19 protein-coding genes are annotated in these 20550 nt (G+C 41.8%); 18 read left to right on the forward strand and 1 reads right to left on the reverse strand.

Features of this window, described 5'->3' with window-relative positions:
- Positions 1-278: 278 nt before the first annotated feature.
- The 17 genes from MHH26_RS05820 to MHH26_RS05900 all read left to right on the forward strand — a co-directional run bounded on the left by MHH26_RS05820 (position 279) and on the right by MHH26_RS05900 (position 18994).
- Positions 279-2129, forward strand: a complete 1851-nt coding sequence (locus MHH26_RS05820) for a glycoside hydrolase family 9 protein (protein WP_106030849.1) — start codon at positions 279-281, stop codon at positions 2127-2129.
- Between the two features lie 30 nt (positions 2130-2159).
- Positions 2160-4265 (forward strand): glycoside hydrolase family 48 protein, encoded by a 2106-nt coding sequence (locus tag MHH26_RS05825; protein ID WP_340972713.1) that lies wholly within the window; start codon positions 2160-2162, stop codon positions 4263-4265.
- Between the two features lie 84 nt (positions 4266-4349).
- Positions 4350-5579, forward strand: coding sequence for an endo-1,4-beta-xylanase (locus MHH26_RS05830; protein ID WP_106038740.1), 1230 nt, complete (start codon positions 4350-4352; stop codon positions 5577-5579).
- A gap of 18 nt (positions 5580-5597) precedes the next feature.
- Positions 5598-6728: a glycoside hydrolase 5 family protein gene (locus tag MHH26_RS05835; protein WP_340972715.1), complete on the forward strand. Its 1131-nt coding sequence runs from the start codon at positions 5598-5600 to the stop codon at positions 6726-6728.
- Positions 6729-6969: 241 nt separating this feature from the next.
- On the forward strand, positions 6970-7443 hold the full coding sequence (rimP, locus tag MHH26_RS05840; protein WP_003211398.1) for a ribosome maturation factor RimP: 474 nt from the start codon (positions 6970-6972) through the stop codon (positions 7441-7443).
- 32 nt (positions 7444-7475) lie between these two features.
- Positions 7476-8591 (forward strand): transcription termination factor NusA, encoded by a 1116-nt coding sequence (gene nusA / locus MHH26_RS05845; RefSeq protein ID WP_007499530.1) that lies wholly within the window; start codon positions 7476-7478, stop codon positions 8589-8591.
- 15 nt (positions 8592-8606) lie between these two features.
- Positions 8607-8897: an RNase P modulator RnpM gene (rnpM, locus tag MHH26_RS05850; RefSeq protein ID WP_034662290.1), complete on the forward strand. Its 291-nt coding sequence runs from the start codon at positions 8607-8609 to the stop codon at positions 8895-8897.
- Positions 8884-9186, forward strand: coding sequence for a YlxQ family RNA-binding protein (locus tag MHH26_RS05855; protein WP_034662287.1), 303 nt, complete (start codon positions 8884-8886; stop codon positions 9184-9186). Before rnpM ends, MHH26_RS05855 begins: the two co-directional genes overlap by 14 nt.
- 19 nt (positions 9187-9205) lie before the next feature.
- On the forward strand, positions 9206-11326 hold the full coding sequence (infB, locus tag MHH26_RS05860) for a translation initiation factor IF-2 (RefSeq protein WP_066030896.1): 2121 nt from the start codon (positions 9206-9208) through the stop codon (positions 11324-11326).
- Complete coding sequence (locus tag MHH26_RS05865; protein ID WP_012009994.1) at positions 11323-11601, forward strand: DUF503 domain-containing protein; 279 nt, start codon at positions 11323-11325, stop codon at positions 11599-11601. Before infB ends, MHH26_RS05865 begins: the two co-directional genes overlap by 4 nt.
- Positions 11602-11618: 17 nt before the next feature.
- Entirely contained in the window at positions 11619-11969 is a 351-nt protein-coding gene (gene rbfA / locus MHH26_RS05870; RefSeq protein ID WP_007499525.1) for a 30S ribosome-binding factor RbfA, read from the forward strand.
- A 68-nt stretch (positions 11970-12037) separates the two neighbouring features.
- Positions 12038-12967, forward strand: coding sequence for a tRNA pseudouridine(55) synthase TruB (gene truB, locus MHH26_RS05875; RefSeq protein ID WP_066030895.1), 930 nt, complete (start codon positions 12038-12040; stop codon positions 12965-12967).
- An 18-nt stretch (positions 12968-12985) separates the two neighbouring features.
- The gene (ribF, locus tag MHH26_RS05880) at positions 12986-13951 is read left to right on the forward strand and encodes a bifunctional riboflavin kinase/FAD synthetase (protein WP_034662277.1); all 966 of its coding nucleotides are present in this window, start codon (positions 12986-12988) and stop codon (positions 13949-13951) included.
- Between the two features lie 140 nt (positions 13952-14091).
- Positions 14092-14361, forward strand: a complete 270-nt coding sequence (gene rpsO / locus MHH26_RS05885) for a 30S ribosomal protein S15 (RefSeq protein ID WP_008354438.1) — start codon at positions 14092-14094, stop codon at positions 14359-14361.
- A gap of 181 nt (positions 14362-14542) precedes the next feature.
- The gene (pnp, locus tag MHH26_RS05890; RefSeq protein ID WP_034662272.1) at positions 14543-16660 is read left to right on the forward strand and encodes a polyribonucleotide nucleotidyltransferase; all 2118 of its coding nucleotides are present in this window, start codon (positions 14543-14545) and stop codon (positions 16658-16660) included.
- A 114-nt stretch (positions 16661-16774) separates the two neighbouring features.
- Complete coding sequence (locus tag MHH26_RS05895) at positions 16775-17728, forward strand: polysaccharide deacetylase family protein (RefSeq protein ID WP_427847058.1); 954 nt, start codon at positions 16775-16777, stop codon at positions 17726-17728.
- A gap of 33 nt (positions 17729-17761) precedes the next feature.
- A complete protein-coding gene (locus MHH26_RS05900; RefSeq protein WP_106030866.1) occupies positions 17762-18994 on the forward strand; it encodes a M16 family metallopeptidase in 1233 nt (410 codons plus the stop codon).
- A 51-nt stretch (positions 18995-19045) separates the two neighbouring features.
- Here the strand turns inward: MHH26_RS05900 and MHH26_RS05905 are convergent, their stop codons facing one another.
- Positions 19046-19309, reverse strand: a complete 264-nt coding sequence (locus MHH26_RS05905; RefSeq protein WP_334749133.1) for an acyl carrier protein — start codon at positions 19307-19309, stop codon at positions 19046-19048.
- 170 nt (positions 19310-19479) lie between these two features.
- Between MHH26_RS05905 and MHH26_RS05910 the strand changes: the two genes are divergently transcribed.
- Entirely contained in the window at positions 19480-20400 is a 921-nt protein-coding gene (locus tag MHH26_RS05910; protein ID WP_334749134.1) for an aminoglycoside phosphotransferase family protein, read from the forward strand.
- The last annotated feature ends 150 nt before the right edge of the window (positions 20401-20550 follow it).

The raw sequence follows: 20550 nt of genomic DNA on the forward strand, positions 1-20550 counted from the left end.
GAGAAGAGATTGTATGTCATTCTTTCTACCCAAATAGAGCAAAAAAGAGAATTTCGCCGTCTGAAATGTTCTCATGCGACATATGATCATTCTGGGTACAGTCACAAAAAGAATCAAGAGAAAAAACCTTCGATGAGCGTAAAGCTGATTGCTGTTTACTATGCTTATTTTTGAAACGTATTTGATTCTTTTCAAAACTGTTCAAATCACGTTCTGAATAAAAGGAGGTGGCTTGTCTATTCATGTTTGACTAAAAAGAAGGAGTGAGTCATACGGAAATGGCATCTTATAATTATGTAGAGGTTCTTCAAAAATCCTTGTTGTTTTATGAAGCGCAGCGGTCTGGAAAGCTTCCCGAAAGCAGCCGTCTCAACTGGCGGGGAGATTCTGGACTAGAGGACGGGAAGGATGTAGGGCATGATTTAACTGGCGGCTGGTATGACGCAGGTGATCATGTGAAATTTGGGCTTCCGATGGCCTACTCAGCAGCTGTGCTTGCATGGACAGTATATGAATACCGAGAAGCCTATGAAGAGGCAGAACTGCTAGATGACATCCTCGATCAAATCAGGTGGGCAACGGATTATTTTTTGAAAGCACATACAGGTCCGAACGAGTTTTGGGCGCAGGTAGGTGATGGGAACGCTGATCATGCTTGGTGGGGACCGGCAGAAGTGATGCCGATGAGCCGGCCAGCTTTTAAAATTGATGAAAATTGTCCAGGAACAGAAGTAGCCGCACAAACTGCTGCAGCTTTAGCAGCGGGTTCTATCATTTTTAAAGAGACAGATGCCCCTTATGCAGCAAAGCTTCTGACCCACGCGAAACAGCTTTATGCATTTGCTGACAGGTATCGCGGCGAGTATACAGATTGTGTCACAAACGCTCAGCCGTTTTACAACTCCTGGAGCGGCTATATTGACGAACTCATTTGGGGCGGAATCTGGCTGTACTTGGCAACAAATGAAGAAACCTATTTAAATCAAGCACTAAAAGCAGTAGAGGAATGGCCGAAGGATTGGGATTATACGTTTACCATGTCATGGGACAATACTTTTTTTGCTTCGCAAATCTTACTCGCCAGAATCACGAAAGAAAATCGATTTATAGAATCGACAGAGCGTAATCTCGATTACTGGACGACGGGTTTTGTTCAAAATGGAAAAGTCGAAAGAATCACTTATACGCCTGGCGGTTTGGCATGGCTAGATCAATGGGGATCGCTTCGTTATACAGCAAATGCAGCATTTTTAGCCTTTGTCTATGCTGATTGGGTTTCAGATGAAGAAAAAAAGAATCGATATCAAACGTTTGCGATCAAGCAAACTCACTATATGCTAGGTGATAATCCGCTAAATAGAAGCTATGTCGTTGGGTTTGGCCAGAACCCGCCGAAGCATCCACACCATCGAACTGCACATGGCTCATGGTCTAACCAGCTGACAAATCCTCCGTATCATCGGCACACTCTTTATGGAGCGCTTGTTGGTGGGCCTAATGCACAGGATCAATATGACGATGACATCTCTGATTATGTATCAAACGAGGTGGCGACGGACTATAATGCCGCCTTTACTGGAAATATAGCCAAAATGGTGCAGCTGTTTGGAAAGGGGCAATCTAAGCTTCCAAATTTCCCGCCTAAAGAACAGGCTCAGGATGAATTTTTTGTAGAGGCAGCTCTGATGAATAACGATACAACATCAACTCAGGTGAAGGCGGTTCTATACAATCGGTCCGGCTGGCCGGCAAGAAGCAGTCAAACGCTGTCCTTTAGATATTATGTCAATCTGAGTGAGGTCTTTGCAAAGGGATTCACTGAAAAAGATATTCAAGTGACAGCAGCCTACAATGAAGGCGCTTCCTTATCTCCGCTGAAGGTATATGACGCATCAGCCCACGTATATTATGCAGAAATTGATTTTACGGGCGTAGCGATTTTTCCTGGAGGAGAATCAGAGCATAAGAAGGAAATACAATTTCGATTATCTGCACCAAATGGGGCGAATATATGGGATGCCTCAAATGATTATTCCTTTCAAGGCTTAACTTCCAATATGCAAAAAACAGCGAGGATTCCTGTTTTTGATGATGGTGCTTTGGTATTTGGTGCACTTCCAGACAAATAAAAATCAAGATGTATTGAAAGGGTGAAGAACTTGTCAAACAAAGAACGGTTTTTAACGCTTTATCATCAAATTAAAAGTGATGCGAATGGATATTTTTCATCAGAAGGAATTCCGTATCATTCAATCGAGACGCTCATTTGCGAAGCGCCTGATTACGGGCATATGACAACTTCAGAAGCGTATAGCTATTGGCTGTGGCTTGAGGTGTTGTACGGACATTACACAGGGGATTGGAGCAAATTAGAGGCAGCCTGGGACAATATGGAGAAGTACATCATCCCAGTAAATGAAGATGGAAATGATGAGCAGCCGCATATGAGCGCCTACAATCCTTCTAGCCCAGCCACATACGCAGCAGAAAAACCATACCCGGATCAATACCCTAGCCAGTTAAGCGGTGCTCGTCCTGCGGGTCAAGATCCGATTGATGGTGAATTGAAATCAACCTATGGAACGAATGAAACGTATTTAATGCACTGGCTGCTTGATGTCGATAACTGGTATAAATATGGAAACTTGCTCAACCCATCACATAAAGCTGCATATGTGAACACGTTCCAGCGCGGGCCGCAGGAATCCGTATGGGAGGCCATCCCTCATCCTTCACAAGATGATAAATCTTTTGGAAAGCCGAATGAAGGCTTTATGAGCTTGTTCACAAAAGAAAATCAAGCACCAGCTGCTCAGTGGCGCTATACCAATGCGACGGATGCTGATGCGCGTGCAATACAAGTGATGTATTGGGCGAAGGAACTCGGCTATAATGAGTCAGCCTATCTTGATAAAGCGAAAAAAATGGGGGATTTTCTTCGTTACGGTATGTACGATAAATATTTTCAAACGATTGGAAGCGGCAAACAGGGGAATCCGTACCCTGGAAACGGAAAGGGTGCCTGTCATTACTTAATGGCGTGGTATACCTCTTGGGGCGGAGGACTTGGCGACCATGCCAACTGGTCATGGCGTATTGGAGCTAGCCATTGTCACCAAGGGTATCAAAACCCTGTCGCCGCTTATGCTTTATCCTCAGACAAAGGAGGCTTAAAGCCATCTTCCGCTACTGGTGCAAGCGATTGGGAAAAAACATTAAAAAGGCAGCTTGAATTTTATGTATGGCTTCAATCTAAAGAGGGAGCGATTGCAGGAGGTGCAACCAATAGCTGGAATGGAGACTATAGTGCTTATCCGGCGGGAAGAAGTACTTTTTACGATATGGCATATGAGGATGCACCTGTTTATCTTGACCCGCCTTCTAATAACTGGTTTGGGATGCAGGCATGGCCGATGGAGCGCGTAGCAGAGCTTTATTACATTTTTGTGAAAGATGGAGACAAAACATCTGAAAATGTCCAAATGGCCAAATCTTGCATCACAAAATGGGTCAACTATGCATTAGATTACATTTTTATCGGCAGCCGTCCTGTGTCGGATGAAGAGGGTTATTTCTTAGATGACCAAGGACAAAGAATTCTAGGAGGAACAAATGCTGCTGTTGCTACAACGAGTGCACCTGGCGAGTTTTGGCTTCCTGGAAATATTGCTTGGAGCGGACAGCCTGACACTTGGAATGGGTTCCAGTCTGCAACAGGAAATCCAAACTTAACAGCTGTAACAAAAGATCCAACTCAGGATACGGGCGTACTAGGGAGTCTAGTCAAGGCTTTAACTTTCTTTGCTGCTGCCACTAAGCTAGAAACAGGGGATTATACAGCGCTTGGTGTCAGAGCGAAAGATGCTGCCGCACAGCTCCTTGAGGTTGCGTGGAATTACAATGATGGCGTAGGCATTGTAACAGAAGAAGAAAGAGAGGACTATGACCGCTTCTTTAAAAAAGAAGTGTATTTCCCAAATGGTTGGAACGGGACATTTGGTCAAGTGAATCAGATTCCTGGAGCCAGCACTATTCCTTCTGATCCGCAGCGAGGAGGTAATGGGGTCTATACGAGTTTTGCTGATCTTCGTCCAAATATTAAACAAGATCCAGCATGGTCTTCACTCGAGAGTAAATATCAGTCTTCATTTAATGAAGCAACAGGCAAATGGGAGAATGGGGCACCGGTTTTCACCTATCACCGTTTCTGGTCTCAAGTGGATATGGCCACTGCCTACGCTGAATATCATCGTCTCATCAACTAGCAGGTCAAATTTAAGCTGCCGGTTTCTTTGAGCCGGCAGTTTGATTAGGAAATATAAATCCAGTGAAGATAAGGGTGTTTTTACATGGTCAAAGAAAGAAGTTTTCTTCATCAATCATTAAACAAGGGCGAAAATGGGCAGATAAATCTGATGTGGAAAAAAGAGGCGAATGATCGAATTTCAGAGCATAGACAAAGAGATCTTGAAATAAATGTCACAAATCACGAAAAAAAGCCAATAGCAGGTATAGAGGTTGAGATTAAGCAAAATAGGCATGAATTCGCATTTGGTTCAGCGATGAATGACCAAGTGTTGTTTAATCAACAATATGCCGATTTTTTTGTGAAGTATTTTAATTGGGCTGTTTTTGAAAATGAGGCAAAATGGTATGCGAATGAGCCTGAAAGAGGGAAAATCACTTACGAAAAAGCAGATGCGATGCTGAATTTTGCAGATAAACATCAACTTCCAGTGAGAGGGCACGCTTTATTTTGGGAGGTAGAGGATGCGAATCCAAGCTGGCTGAGGTCACTACCGAATCACGAAGTGTATGAAGCCATGAAAAACCGGCTTGAGCATGCGGGTAATCATTTTAAAGGGAGATTCCGTCATTGGGATGTAAACAATGAAATGATGCATGGTTCATTTTTTAAAGATCGCTTCGGAAAAAATATTTGGAAGTGGATGTATGAAGAAACGAAAAAAATTGACCCTCAAGCACTATTGTTTGTGAATGATTATAATGTGATCTCATATGGTGAGCACCACGCTTATAAAGCGCATATCAATGAACTGCGTCAGTTAGGCGCACCTATTGAGGCGATTGGTGTTCAAGGACATTTTGAAGAACGGGTCGATCCAGTCGTTGTAAAAGAGAGGCTCGATGTGCTTGCTGAGCTTGGTCTTCCTATATGGGTTACAGAGTACGATTCTGTTCACCCTGACGCTAATAGAAGAGCGGATAACCTAGAGGCTTTATATCGCGTCGCATTTAGTCATCCAGCCGTAAAAGGAGTGCTAATGTGGGGATTTTGGGCAGGTGCCCATTGGAGAGGTGAGCATGCGGCCATCGTGAATTATGATTGGTCTTTAAATGAAGCAGGCCGACGTTACGAAAAGCTTCTAAATGAGTGGACGACACAAAGAGTTGAAAAAACAGATGCTAATGGCAATGTGACATGTCGAGCATTTCACGGGACATATGAGATTCGAATCGGTAAAGAAAGTAAACTGTTAAAACAACAGACAATTGAACTTGATTCAAATGAACAAGCACCGCTTCGGCTAGATGTGATCGTACCTGAAGAAGGCTAGATTGTGAGGGGAATTTAAATGAAGAAATGGACTCAAAGAGTGTCTTGCTTCATACTTGTGGCCGCTATATGGGCCGGGTGGTTTTCACTTACGATTATGGCCGCCTCTTATGTACAGACGTCTGGTACACAATTTACGCTGAACAATCAACCATTTTACTTCGCTGGCACAAATAATTACTATTTCCATTACAAATCTAAAAAGATGGTAGATGCTGTGTTCGATGATATGAAAGCAATGAATTTAAAGGTCATACGTATTTGGGGATTTCACGATGGGGCCCCTCAAGAAAACTCAGTCTTACAATCTAGTCCAGGGGTCTATGAAGAATCGGGTTTTCAAAAACTAGATTATGCGATTTATAAAGCGGGACAGGAAGGAATAAAACTTGTCATCCCACTAGTGAACAATTGGGATGATTTTGGCGGGATGAATCAATACGTAAAGTGGTTCGAGGCAGGAGCGCATGATGCCTTTTATACAGATCCTCGTATACAAAAAGCTTACAAAAATTATGTGCGCTATGTATTAGAAAGAACCAATACGTACACAGGTGTTCAATATAAGGACGATCCAGCTATTATGACTTGGGAATTAGCTAATGAGCCGCGTGTGCAGTCAGATCCAACGGGAAATATACTAGTCAAATGGGCAGATGAAATGAGTACGTGGATCAAATCGCTGGATCGTCACCATCTTGTTGCAGTAGGAGATGAAGGGTTCTTTCGCATACCAGGACATGAAGACTGGTTTTATGGAGGCGGAGAAGGCGTTGATTGGGATCGTTTGACGGCTCTCTCTAATATCGATTATGGAACCTATCATCTGTACCCAGATCACTGGAACAAGTCAGCTGCTTGGGGAGTGAAATGGATCGAAGACCATATCACCCGCGGGAAGTCAATCGGAAAACCAGTTGTGTTAGAAGAGTTTGGCGTTCAAAATCAATCAGCGCGTCCTGACGTATATCAAAGCTGGCTGTCAGCGGTTGAGCGGCTCGGAGGAGCTGGCAGTCAATTTTGGATTTTAACAAGTATTCAGGACGATGATTCGCTCTATCCGGATTATGACGGTTTCCGCATCATAAAGGGGAGCAGGGAGGCAGCACTTATCAGTGAACATGCGAAAAGAATGAACGAAAAGAACTGATGGCGAATGCCTGCTGAATAAGGAACTTCATTTGCATAAAAAAATTGGATATGGTATAGTTTTTATGGAAATGCTAACGATTACCGAGACAAGAGTGGGGAAACCCGCTCTTTTGTATTGAACAGGCAATTTTTGTCTCGACATTATTCATCCGTTTTCTGCTCCCCCTGCTCACATAAAGCAGGGTTTTTATGCAGAATGATTGATAAGAGCGTTTATCGAAAGCACAAGGAGGAAGAGAATGAGCAAAAAAGTAGTGGATGTCGTAAGCGAAATGGTGCAGCCAATTTTAGATGGCTTACAGCTTGAACTCGTTGATGTTGAATTTGTCAAAGAGGGTCAAAACTGGTTCCTTCGCGTGTTTATTGACTCTGATAAAGGCGTCGATATCGAAGAATGTGCCAAAGTGAGCGAAGCCTTGAGCGAAAAGCTTGATGAGGCAGATCCGATTAGCCAAAACTACTTTCTTGAAGTGTCCTCTCCTGGAGCGGAGCGCCCATTAAAGAAAAAAGCTGATTTTGAAAAAGCACTTGGAAAAAATGTTTTCATGAAAACATATGAACCAATTGATGGTGAAAAAGCATTTGAAGGTGAGCTTACAAGCTTTGATGGTGAGATTGCAACAGTGACAGTGAAGATCAAGACAAGAAAGAAAGAGATCAATATTCCATACGAAAAAATAGCTAACGCAAGATTAGCAGTTTCGTTCAATTAACCTTTTCATTGATATAAGGGGGAACCATAAAAATGAGTAGTGAGTTGTTAGATGCCCTGACTGTTCTTGAGAAAGAGAAGGGTATTAGTAAAGAAATTATTATTGAAGCGATAGAAGCTGCACTCATTTCTGCATATAAGCGTAACTTTAATCAAGCACAAAATGTTCGTGTTGATTTAAACCGCGAAACGGGAACGATTCGTGTATTTGCAAGAAAAGATGTTGTAGATGAAGTGTATGATTCTCGCCTTGAAATCTCTGTAGATGATGCAGCCAATATCAACCCGAATTACATGGTAGGTGACGTCGTTGAGATTGAAGTCACACCAAAAGACTTCGGACGCATTGCAGCTCAGACAGCGAAACAAGTGGTGACGCAGCGAGTGAGAGAAGCAGAGCGAGGTGTGATCTACACTGAGTTTATCGATCGCGAGGAAGACATTATGACGGGAATCGTTCAGCGAATTGACAGTAAATTCATTTACGTGTCACTTGGCAAAATCGAAGCCCTTCTTCCGGTCAACGAACAAATGCCAAATGAGGACTACAAACCACATGACCGCATTAAGGTGTTTATTACAAAAGTCGAAAAAACAACAAAAGGACCACAAATTTATGTGTCTAGAACACATCCAGGTCTTTTAAAGCGTTTATTTGAAATTGAAGTGCCAGAAATTTATGATGGTACTGTAGAGCTTAAATCGGTTGCTAGAGAAGCTGGGGACCGTTCTAAAATATCTGTTCGTACAGATGATCCTGATGTTGACCCAGTTGGTTCTTGTGTTGGACCAAAAGGTCAGCGTGTACAAGCAATTGTCAACGAGCTAAAAGGCGAAAAAATTGACATTGTCCATTGGTCTAATGACCCGGTTGAATTTGTTGCCAATGCATTAAGTCCATCAAAAGTACTTGATGTCATTGTAAATGAAGAAGATAAGGCGACAACAGTTATTGTCCCTGATTATCAGCTGTCGTTAGCCATTGGTAAAAGAGGTCAAAATGCTCGTCTTGCAGCAAAGCTGACTAGCTGGAAAATTGACATTAAAAGCGAAACAGATGCAAGGGAACTCGGTATTTTCCCAAGAACTGAAGACTCTGAATCTCTTTTCTTAGAGGCTGAACCAGTAGCTGAGGAATCTGACGAATAAGAGGTGATGTAAAAGGTGAATAGCCGAAAAAAAATCCCGCTTAGAAAATGTGTCGTGACGGGAGAAATGAAACCAAAGAAAGAACTGATCCGTGTTGTTCGTTCTAAAGAAGGTGAAGTGTCTGTTGACGCAACCGGAAAAATGAACGGACGCGGAGCTTACCTTTCTCTCGATAAAGAAACCATTCTTGCGGCAAAGAACAAACGCAGTTTACAGCAGCAATTTCAGACACAGATTGACGAACACATATTTGAAGAATTACTAGAACTAGCTGAAAAGGTGAAAAAACCAAATGACTCAATCTGAATGGTATCCTTTGCTTGGTCTAGCAAATCGAGCTCGTAAAGTCGTGTCAGGAGAAGATCTTGTGATCAAAGAAATTAGACATGCGCGTGCTAAGCTGGTTCTTCTTGCAGCAGATGCCTCATCGAACACAGAGAAAAAGGTATCTGACAAATGCAAATTTTATAATGTTCCGGTTAGAAAAGTTGAAGACCGTTCCGTTCTCGGACGTTCTATTGGGAAAGAAGCTCGCGTAGTTGTCGCTGTCACTGACCAAGGCTTCGCTAAGAAGCTGATAAGCTTGCTCGATTAATTTATTTGGGGGTGAACGAATGGCTAAAGTGAGAGTATATGAATACGCAAAAGCCATAGATGTTTCAAGTAAAGATATTATAGCAGCGCTTAAGGATATGAACGTGGAAGTGAACAACCACATGGCGACGCTTGAAGACGACACTGTGAAAAAGCTAGACGCTATCTATAAAAAAGCCAAAGCAAAAGAGACAGCTAACGAGAAACCCGCAGAACAAAAAAAACAATCATCTAACAAAAACAATGATAGAAAGAAGAATGACGTGCAGAATAATCAATTTAATAAAAACAAAAAAAACAACAACCAAAACAAAAACAAAAATAAACGCGGTGGGAATAACAAACCGCAGCATCAGCAAGCTAGACCTGTGAAGCCTAAGAAAGAGCTTCCTGAAAAAATTGAATTTACAAATTCAATGACAGTCGGCCAGCTGGCTGAAGAGCTTGGAAAAGAAACAGCTGAAATTATCAAAAAGCTGATGATGCTGGGTGTTATGGCAACCATTAACCAAGAGCTGGATAAAGATACAGTTGAATTAATCGCTTCTGAATATGGCGTTCCAGTAGAGGAAGTCATTATTTTAGAAGAAACTGAACTTGAAAAGTATGAAGTTGAAGATAAAGAAGAAGATATGCAAGTACGCCCTCCAGTTGTGACAATCATGGGACACGTTGACCACGGGAAAACAACGCTTCTTGACAGCATTCGTAAGACGAAAGTCGTCGAAGGCGAAGCTGGTGGAATCACGCAGCATATCGGTGCTTACCAAATTGAAGAAAACGGCAAGAAAATCACGTTCCTTGATACACCTGGACACGCAGCATTTACAACGATGCGTGCACGTGGTGCTGAGGTAACAGATACGACAATTCTGGTCGTTGCAGCAGATGATGGCGTGATGCCGCAAACGATTGAAGCCATTAACCATGCGAAAGCGGCAGAAGTGCCAATCATTGTCGCTGTCAACAAAATTGACAAACCAACAGCGAACCCTGACCGTGTGATGCAGGAATTAACTGAGCATGGTTTAGTACCAGAAGCTTGGGGCGGCGAAACGATCTTCGTTCCTCTATCTGCAAAAACAGGTGAAGGCATTGACGAATTGATCGAAATGATCCTTCTTGTTAGTGAAGTAGGAGAACTGAAAGCCAACCCAAATCGTGCGGCAAAAGGGACTGTCATCGAGGCTGAGCTTGATAAAGGAAGAGGATCTGTTGCAACCCTTCTTGTTCAAACTGGTACACTTCATGTAGGTGACCCAATCGTTGTCGGAAATACATTTGGCCGCGTTCGTGCAATGGTTAATGACATCGGACGCCGCGTGAAAACAGCAGGACCATCTACACCTGTTGAAATCACTGGTTTAAATGATGTACCGAATGCAGGGGATCAGTTCCTCGTATTCAAAGACGAAAAAACAGCTCGTCAAGTGGGTGAGGCGCGTGCTTCGAAACAGCTTGATGAACAGCGTTCAGACAAAGCAAAATTATCTCTAGATGACCTATTTGAGCAAATCAAACAAGGTGAAGTGAAAGATATCAACTTGATCGTGAAAGCAGACGTACAAGGTTCTGCTGAAGCACTGACGGCCGCTCTTCAAAAAATTGAAGTAGAAGGCGTAAAAGTGAAAATCATCCATACGGGTGTTGGAGCGATTACAGAATCTGATATTATTTTAGCAAGTGCTTCTAATGCGATCGTGATCGGATTTAACGTACGTCCTGATGGAAATGCGAAGAGCACAGCTGAAACAGAAAACGTAGATATCCGCTTACACCGCATTATTTATAAAGTCATCGATGAAATTGAAGCTGCGATGAAAGGGATGCTTGACCCTGAATATGAAGAAAAAGTCATCGGTCAAGTTGAAGTTCGTCAAACGTTCAAAGTTTCTAAAATCGGTACAATTGCTGGTGGCTATGTCACTGAAGGAACCATTACAAGAGATAGTGGTATCCGCTTAATCCGTGACGGCGTCGTGATATTTGAAGGCGAAGTCGACGTATTAAAACGATTCAAAGATGACGTGAAAGAAGTTTCACAAGGCTATGAATGTGGTATTACCATTAAGAAGTACAATGATATCCGTGAAGGTGATGTCATGGAATCATTCGTTATGCAAGAAATCGAAAGAAAATGATCGGTTATACCGAATGTGAGTGCATCATCTATGATGCCTCCTCACTGAAGGAAAAACGTGCGGTTCTTCAGCGTATATTGACAAGAACGCGCCATAAATTCAATGTAACCATGGCTGAAATGGATTACCAGGACACATGGCAGCGTACATCAATTGGAATCGCCGTGATTTCCTCCTCTCGGGTTCAAGTGGAAAAGGAGCTACAGCGTGTTTTAAGCTTTATTGATTCTTTTCCTGAAATTGAACGAACGATCACGAAAACTGAGTGGTTTTAATTAGAGGTGATAAGATCATGAGTATGAGAGCAACCCGCGTGGGTGAGCAGATGAAAAAAGAATTAGGTGACATCCTAGGCAGAAAGCTAAAAGATCCAAGAATTGGCTTTTTGACTGTAACCGATGTTGAAGTATCCGGTGATTTGCAAATTGCGAAAGTTTACATTTCTGTTCTCGGTGACGAGAAAAAAAGAGAGGAAACCTTAAAAGGCCTTGCAAAGGCTAAAGGGTATATCCGCTCTGAAATTGGCAATCGAATTAGACTTCGCAAAACACCAGAACTGCACTTTGAATTCGATGAATCCGTAGATTACGGAAATCGAATTGAAAGCCTGATTGCTGAACTAAACACAAAAGATCATGAATAAGACGTTGAAATAAGGATAGGCGATGATCGTCTGTCCTTTTTCATCGTTTATGAAAGGAGAGAACGCAGATGATAAATGGTGTTCTTTTATTACATAAAGAAAGAGGAATGACCTCTCACGACTGTGTGTTCAAAGTGAGAAAGATCTTGCATACAAAAAAAGTCGGACATACAGGCACTCTCGACCCGGAGGTATCAGGTGTTCTGCCCATTTGTATCGGAAGAGCAACGAAGATTGTCGAATACTTAACAGATAAATCGAAAACGTATGATGCAGAAATCACGATTGGCTTTTCTACCACAACAGAAGACCAAACAGGTGAGATCGTAGAAGAAGAAAAGGTGCAAAAACCCATCTCAGAAGAAGAAATTGATGCTGTGCTGAAACAGTTTCAAGGAACCATTGAACAAATTCCTCCCATGTTTTCTGCTGTAAAAATTGGCGGAAAAAAACTCTATGAATATGCAAGAGAAGGCATTGAAATTGAGCGGCCGAGCCGTGAAATTACGATTCACCGTATCGAGCGGACAACACCTGCTTTATTTGAGAATGGAAAGGTATCATTTAGATTCACCGTTTTATGCTCAAAAGGAACGTATGTCAGAACCTTAGCGGTTGATATTGGAAAGAAACTAGGGTTTCCAGCCCATATGTCACATCTCATTCGCACAGGGTCAGGGGATTTTACACTAGATGAATGCATCACCCTTGATGAGCTCCGAAATATAAGCGAGGAAGGAGCAGTAGATGAGCACCTTGTCCCGATCGAGCGCGCGCTCAATCATTTGCCGAAATGGGAGATAAATGATACATTAGCAAGTAAAGTGGAAAACGGTGCAGTCCTGCCAATGCCTGATGAATTCGCTCATTTCGCAGAGGAAGATCGTGTCGCTGTCTTTGCTCCTTCAGGTCGCTGTATGGCGATATATATGAAGCACCCGACCAAACAGAATCTGATGAAGCCGGCGAAGATCTTATCTCAGGACAAGCAATCTTAAAGAAAAGGTGACCATCTCGTGAAGACTATACATATTTCACACCCACATACATTGAATCAAAAGGATCAAGACCCTTCTGTTATGGCTTTAGGGTATTTTGACGGTGTTCACCTCGGACATCAAAAAGTTATTGACGCAGCGAAAAGCATTGCGAGAAAAGAAGGATTGGCTTTAGCAGTCATGACCTTTCATCCGCATCCATCACATGTTTTGCAAAAAGCACGTGAACCAAAGGACTTAATTACACCGCTTGAGGATAAAATTGATTTCATCGAACAGCTGGGCGCTGACTATTTATACATTGTGCAATTCAGCGAAAGCTTTGCAGCGCTGTCTCCTCAAGAGTTTGTGGATCAATATTTGGATGAGCTGAATGTGAAGCACGCAGTAGCCGGTTTTGATTTTACGTTTGGCCGTTTTGGTGCAGGCACAATGGAAACATTCGATGAGTACGGTAAAGGGCGTATCACGGCCACCATCGTTCCTAAGTTGTCCAATCAAGACCGAAAAGTCAGCTCAACACTCATACGCTCCGCATTGAAAAATGGGGATGTTGAATATGTGAGTGAGCTTTTAGGAAAACCTTATCAGCTGCGCGGTATTGTCATTCATGGAGATAAGCGAGGACGGACGATCGGCTTTCCGACTGCAAATGTCGGTTTATCTGCTGAATACATTATTCCGCCAACAGGGGTTTATGCAGTAAGAGCAGAAGTCAAAGGCAAAGTGTATGACGGTGTTTGTAACGTTGGCTATAAACCAACCTTTTATGAAAAGCGCCCTGATCAGCCTGCCATTGAAGTAAACCTCTTTGATTTTAACGAAGAAATATATGGTGAACCGATTAAATTACAGTGGTTCAAACGCATTCGCAGTGAACAAAAATTTAACGGAATCCAGGAGTTAACGGCTCAAATCAGTCAAGATAAAGAAGAAGCGATTCAGTTTTTTCAAGATCAGCTAAGGCAAACAAAAAATTCTTAGAAAAACAGCTCTACCATTTGCAAATTCAGCATATTTTTAGTATGATTATTCCTGTAGCTTTAAAACCACTTACTTGGCAGGCCGACTTCACCGACGGTTGCGAGGTAGATGGGGCTAACATGATTTGGAGGTGAAACAGGATGGCTATTACTCAAGAGCGTAAAACTCAATTAATTAATGAGTTCAAAACACACGAATCTGATACTGGATCTCCAGAAGTTCAGATCGCTGTCCTAACAGAATCAATTAACAACTTGAACGAGCATTTACGTACTCATAAGAAAGATCACCACTCACGTCGCGGTCTTTTGAAAATGGTAGGTAGACGTCGTAATCTTCTTACGTATCTACGTAATAAAGACGTAACTCGTTACCGTGAGTTAATTAACAAACTAGGCTTACGTCGATAATCGTAAAAAGCGGGAGGATTCCCGCTTTTTTATCGTATAATCACTAATATTTTATGGTTAAAATGTTGAAAGAATGGCAAAAACCCTTCTACATACACCTTTCACATTGATATGTGAAAATCATTTTGTTCATAATAAGAATTAACTAAAATTTCAAGATAAGAGAGGAGTTTTTCTCAGAATGGGACAAGAGAAACATGTCTTCACCATAGACTGGGCTGGACGTCAACTGACAGTTGAAACTGGCCAGCTTGCAAAGCAAGCAAACGGAGCGGTCCTCGTACGCTACGGAGATACAGCTGTGCTTAGCTCAGCAACAGCTTCTAAAGAACCAAAACCACTTGATTTTTTCCCGCTCACTGTGAACTACGAAGAAAGATTATACGCAGTAGGTAAAATTCCTGGAGGCTTCATTAAAAGAGAAGGCCGTCCAAGTGAAAAAGCGATCCTTGCGAGCCGCTTAATTGACAGACCAATCCGTCCATTATTTGCAGATGGATTTAGAAACGAAGTACAAGTCATTAGTATCGTCATGAGTGTGGATCAAGATTGTTCATCTGAAATGGCTGCAATGTTTGGCTCATCTTTAGCATTATGTGTGTCTGACATTCCATTTGAGGGACCAATCGCCGGCGTTACAGTAGGACGAGTTGATGGAAAGCTGATCATCAATCCAAATGTAGAGCAGCTTGAACAAAGTGACATCAACCTTGTAGTCGCTGGAACAAAAGATGCGATCAACATGGTCGAAGCTGGTGCTGATGAAGTACCAGAAGAAACAATGCTTGAAGCCATCATGTATGGTCATCAAGAGATCAAACGCTTAATCGAATTCCAAGAGGAAATTGTCAAGGCAGTCGGTAAAGCAAAAATCGATATTCCTTTATATGAAGTAGACCAAACGTTAGCAGACGAAGTAAAAGCACTTGCTGAAACAGACCTGCTGAAAGCGATTCAAGTACATGAGAAGCATGCACGTGAGGATGCAATCAGTGCTGTGAAAAAAGCTGTGGTTGAGAAATTTGAAGAAGAAGATCGCGACGAAGCGACGATTAAACAAGCGAAGGATGTATTAAACAAGCTTGTCAAAAACGAAGTTCGTCGTCTGATCACTGAAGAGAAAGTACGTCCAGATGGACGCGGTGTAGATCAAATCCGTCCACTTTCTTCAGAAGTAGGACTTCTGCCAAGAACGCACGGTTCAGGTCTATTTACAAGAGGACAAACACAGGCGCTCAGTATTTGTACATTAGGTGCACTTGGCGATGTGCAAATTCTTGACGGTCTAGGCGTTGAAGAATCGAAACGCTTCATGCACCATTACAACTTCCCGCAATTCAGTGTTGGTGAGACAGGTCCAATGCGTGGCCCAGGCCGTCGTGAAATCGGACATGGTGCGCTAGGTGAACGGGCATTAGAACCAGTGATCCCATCTGAAAAAGATTTCCCTTATACGGTTCGCCTTGTCTCTGAGGTATTGGAATCAAACGGATCTACTTCACAAGCAAGTATTTGCGCAAGCACACTTGCGATGATGGATGCGGGTGTTCCAATTAAAGCACCAGTTGCAGGGATTGCAATGGGGCTTGTGAAATCTGGTGAATACTACACAGTGCTGACAGACATTCAAGGAATGGAAGATGCACTTGGCGATATGGACTTTAAAGTTGCAGGTACATCAAAAGGTGTAACAGCGCTTCAAATGGATATCAAAATCGATGGTCTATCAAAAGACATCTTAGAAGAAGCTCTCCAACAAGCGAAAAAAGGAAGAATGGAAATCTTAGAAAGCATGCTGTCAACGATTCCTGCTTCTAGAGGAGAATTGTCTCGTTATGCACCAAAAATCTTAACGATGAAGATCAATCCTGATAAAATTCGTGATGTCATTGGACCAAGCGGTAAACAAATCAATAAAATCATTGAAGATACCGGTGTGAAAATCGATATTGAACAAGATGGTACAATCTTTATCTCTTCTACAGAAGAAGACATGAACCAAAAAGCGAAGAAAGTCATTGAAGATCTTGTGAGAGAAGTTGAAGTGGGGCAACTTTACTTAGGTAAAGTAAAACGCATTGAAAAATTCGGTGCTTTCCTTGAAATCTTCAGCGGCAAAGATGGACTTGTTCATATTTCTGAGCTTGCGCTTGACCGTGTAGGCAAAGTAGAAGATGTCGTGAAGATTGGCGATGAATTACTTGTCAAAGTCACTGAAATCGATAAACAAGGCCGTGTGAACCTTTCTCGCAAAGCTGTTTTACGTGAAGAAAAGGAAAAAGAAGAAAAACAGTCTTAATGAAATGTGCTAGAAGCCAGGTATCCGTACCAGGCTTCTTTCTTTTCTTGCGTTAACAATAGTTCTAGCTTGTTTCTCCCCATCATAATTTGTGGTAAAGGGGAGGGACAGCCATTGAAAAAAACGTTACCATTCATTGTGTTTGTATTTTTACTGCTCGTGTCATATCAAACGATGAAGCAGCCGGCTGCTGTTACATATATTGAATCAATGAAAGAACATGCTGAGGTTGCATCTGTTTCAAAAGATATTTTATATCAAGAGATTGAATCGAAGTCTTCTGACTATGAAGTGAAGGCGCAAAATGCTAAGATTGATAAAGTGTGGAAAAAGATGCCTGGTCTAAATGGACAGACAGTCAATATCGATGCCTCTTATGAAAAAATGAAAAAACAAGGGTCATTTGATGAAAAGCTGCTTGTTTTCAATGAAACAAAACCTTCTATTCATTTACACGAACTTGGTGCTGAGCCCATTTACAAGGGACATCCAGATAAAAAAATGAATGCTTTCCTCATCAACGTGGCTTGGGGTGACGAGCATTTAATCAAGATGTTAAAGACACTGGAAAAGCATCGGGTCAAGGCGACCTTTTTCTTAGAGGGCAAATGGGTGAAAAAAAGCACGGATCTTGCTAAAAAAATCGTGGCAGATGGTCATGAAATTGGAAACCATTCATACAATCACCCGGATATGCGCACACTGACAAGAGAACGAGCATTAGAGCAGATTACCAAAACGAATCGTCAAATTGAAGAATCCCTTGGAAAAAAACCGAAGTGGTTCGCCCCTCCTAGCGGCAGCTTTAAAGAAGAAACAGTGAAACTCGCTGCTGAAGAAGGAATGGAAACCATTATGTGGACGGTAGACACCATTGACTGGCAAAAACCGTCACCAGACATATTACAAAAACGGGTGCTTGGGAAAATTCACAATGGGGCGATGATATTAATGCATCCAACAGATTCGACGGCGAAAAGTCTTGACGCACTTATCACTCAAATCAAGGAAAGAGGATATGAATTAGGAACGGTTTCAGACCTCCTAAGTGAAAAAAGACATCCGTGATCCGATCTGTTTGTTGAATAGGAGGAGCAAAACTTGGTCAAAACGTATACATGCCAAAACGGAGTAAGAATTGTACTTGAAAACAATCCCACTGTAAGATCTGTCGCAATTGGCGTCTGGATTGGAACTGGTTCTAGACATGAGACACCAGAAATTAATGGAATCTCACACTTTCTGGAGCATATGTTCTTTAAAGGGACAAAGACGAGATCTGCACGTGATATCGCAGAATCCTTTGACCGCATTGGTGGTCAAGTGAATGCCTTTACGTCAAAAGAATACACTTGCTACTATGCAAAGGTGCTTGATTCACATGCTGGCTACGCCCTCGATGTATTAAGCGACATGTTCTTCCACTCCGCTTTTGATGAAGAAGAGCTGAAAAAAGAAAAAAATGTAGTCTATGAAGAAATCAAAATGTATGAGGATACACCTGATGATATCGTTCATGATCTGTTGAGCAAAGCGATTTATGGTGATCATTCTTTAGGGTTCCCGATTTTAGGAACAGAAGAAACACTTTCTACTTTTAACGGTGACTCTCTTAGAGCTTATATGGATGAATTCTACACGCCGGACCGCGTCGTCATCTCTGTTGCAGGGAATGTGGATGACACCTTCATTCGAGAGGTTGAAAAGTTGTTCGGTTCGTATGAAACGAAAGGAAAAAAACAGCCTTTAGAAGCGCCGCAATTTCACTATGACAAGCTCACACGCAAAAAGGAAACAGAGCAAGCGCATCTATGCATGGGCTTTAATGGCCTCCCAGCTGGAGATAAAGGCATCTACGACTTAATCGTCTTAAACAATGTTCTTGGCGGAAGCATGAGCAGCCGCTTGTTCCAGGATGTAAGAGAAGACAAAGGACTCGCTTATTCCGTTTTCAGCTATCACAGTTCATTTGCAGATAACGGCATGCTGACGATTTATGGCGGGACTGGAGCGAAGCAGTTAAACCTGCTCTCTGAAACCATCTTACAAACATTAGACGTCTTAAAACGTGAGGGAATCACGCAAAAAGAGCTTGAAAACTCTAAGGAGCAAATGAAAGGGAACCTCATGCTCAGCCTTGAAAGCACAAACAGCAAGATGAGCCGAAACGGTAAAAATGAACTGCTCCTTGGCAAACATCGTACACTCGATGAAATTATTGACGAAATCAACCACGTCACATTAGACGGCGTGAATAACTTATCAAAACGAATCTTCACAGAAGATTATGCGCTCTCGCTTATTAGTCCGACGGGTGATGTACCTTCTGCTTAAACAAAAAAGGCATGTCTTTTAAAGAGATGCCTTTTTTTCATGCAAAAAAGATTAATCAGCTAACTTGTTTTGCAGCTGATGAACAATTTTGTTGATTGTCGAAAAGTGCTCTGTCAGTAACTCCTCATCTGCAAATTGGATATCAAAAACCTCTTCTAATTCCAAAATGAGTGAAACTGCCTTAATTGAATCGAGACCGTGATTTGTTAATTCTTCATCTGCACCAATAGAAATCTTGCTGCTATCTTCCAAAGAACGCAGAACCAAATCTTTTACTTGACTTGAAAGTGAAAGGACATCCGTCGTTTCATTCATCTGCAACGCTCCCTTTTACAAATTTTCTATCATTTACATAAATTAACTATATTAGAATGGAAAAACATTGTAAAGCAGTTTCGACATAAATAGGAATTGTTGATCATTCTATTCAAATGAAATATTTGGTAGAGTGAGAAGAAAAGAGACTGGGAAGGATGAATCAATCCATGAAAAAAACAGACCTTATGCAGCACATTCCCTTATTAAAAGAAGCGGTCAGCATAGACCAGATTAATAAAGGGTATTCTCGGGATGAAAAATGGGTCATGACTACCGTATCAGGCGAAAATTATGTCCTTCGATTCTCAGATCAAGACCAGTATGACAAAATAAAGACGCAGTTTGAGCTGCTATATGAATTAAGACGTCACGGTGTTCAGTGTGCTGATCCAGTGAACCTCGGTGTACTAGAAGCAAAACAGCAAGTGTACTATATTTTATCGTTTATAGAAGGCCAGGAAGCAAAAGAAATCATGAGTCAGTTAACTGAAGAAAAGCAGTATGCTATCGGGGTAGGTGCAGGTCAGGATTTACGAAATATGCATAGATATCCGGCACCTTCACACATCGAACCTTGGGAAGATCGTGTCATTAAAAAGCATCATCGATATTTAGCTGCTTATCGGGAAAGCGGCATCTCCCTTGAAGGTGATGAAAAAGCGGCTCAGTTTATAGCAAAGCACTTAGATATTGTGAAAGGTAGACCTAATCAATTTCAGCACGATGATTTTCATTTAGGGAACATTATAGTAAACAATAATAAATATGCAGGTGTCATTGATTTTAACAATTTTGATTGGGGAGATCCCATTCACGATTTTTATAAAGTAGCTCTTTTCAGCAGAGAAACAAGTGAAGCCTTTTCGGCTGGTCAAATCAATGGATATTTTGATGGGAACATTCCAGATGATTTTTGGCTGCTTTACTCTGTTTATGTCGCAATGAGTATCTTTTCATCGATTATGTGGGTTATTAAATTCGATCCGGGTCAAATGGATGAGATGATTGAAAGACTAGAAAATGTGCTAAAAGATCATGATTATTTTGATCAAATAGAGCCTCAGTGGTATGCGCGTATCACTAGATAACAGTGAAATATAGGACGATTAGGCAGTGATGGAAGTCGCTGTCTTTTTTGTTATAATGATACAAATTACACATTGTCATGATTAAAAACATTTTATATAATCCAAACAAGGATCGAAAAAGATGTAAAAAAATTCCGTTTTTTGTTGGAA

The organism is Bacillus sp. FSL K6-2839 (genome assembly GCF_038003365.1).
Lineage (GTDB): Bacteria > Bacillota > Bacilli > Bacillales > Bacillaceae > Bacillus.

Bases quoted from the DNA above. Each gene is read 5' to 3' on its own strand.
- MHH26_RS05820 (WP_106030849.1), top strand. From the start codon at position 279: ATGGCATCTTATAATTATGTAGAGGTTCTTCAAAAATCCTTGTTGTTT.
- MHH26_RS05830 (WP_106038740.1), top strand. From the start codon at position 4,350: ATGGTCAAAGAAAGAAGTTTTCTTCATCAATCATTAAACAAGGGCGAA.
- MHH26_RS05835 (WP_340972715.1), top strand. From the start codon at position 5,598: ATGAAGAAATGGACTCAAAGAGTGTCTTGCTTCATACTTGTGGCCGCT.
- rimP (WP_003211398.1), top strand. From the start codon at position 6,970: ATGAGCAAAAAAGTAGTGGATGTCGTAAGCGAAATGGTGCAGCCAATT.
- nusA (WP_007499530.1), top strand. From the start codon at position 7,476: ATGAGTAGTGAGTTGTTAGATGCCCTGACTGTTCTTGAGAAAGAGAAG.
- MHH26_RS05855 (WP_034662287.1), top strand. From the start codon at position 8,884: ATGACTCAATCTGAATGGTATCCTTTGCTTGGTCTAGCAAATCGAGCT.
- infB (WP_066030896.1), top strand. From the start codon at position 9,206: ATGGCTAAAGTGAGAGTATATGAATACGCAAAAGCCATAGATGTTTCA.
- MHH26_RS05865 (WP_012009994.1), top strand. From the start codon at position 11,323: ATGATCGGTTATACCGAATGTGAGTGCATCATCTATGATGCCTCCTCA.
- rbfA (WP_007499525.1), top strand. From the start codon at position 11,619: ATGAGTATGAGAGCAACCCGCGTGGGTGAGCAGATGAAAAAAGAATTA.
- truB (WP_066030895.1), top strand. From the start codon at position 12,038: ATGATAAATGGTGTTCTTTTATTACATAAAGAAAGAGGAATGACCTCT.
- rpsO (WP_008354438.1), top strand. From the start codon at position 14,092: ATGGCTATTACTCAAGAGCGTAAAACTCAATTAATTAATGAGTTCAAA.
- pnp (WP_034662272.1), top strand. From the start codon at position 14,543: ATGGGACAAGAGAAACATGTCTTCACCATAGACTGGGCTGGACGTCAA.
- MHH26_RS05905 (WP_334749133.1), bottom strand. From the start codon at position 19,309: ATGAATGAAACGACGGATGTCCTTTCACTTTCAAGTCAAGTAAAAGAT.
- MHH26_RS05910 (WP_334749134.1), top strand. From the start codon at position 19,480: ATGAAAAAAACAGACCTTATGCAGCACATTCCCTTATTAAAAGAAGCG.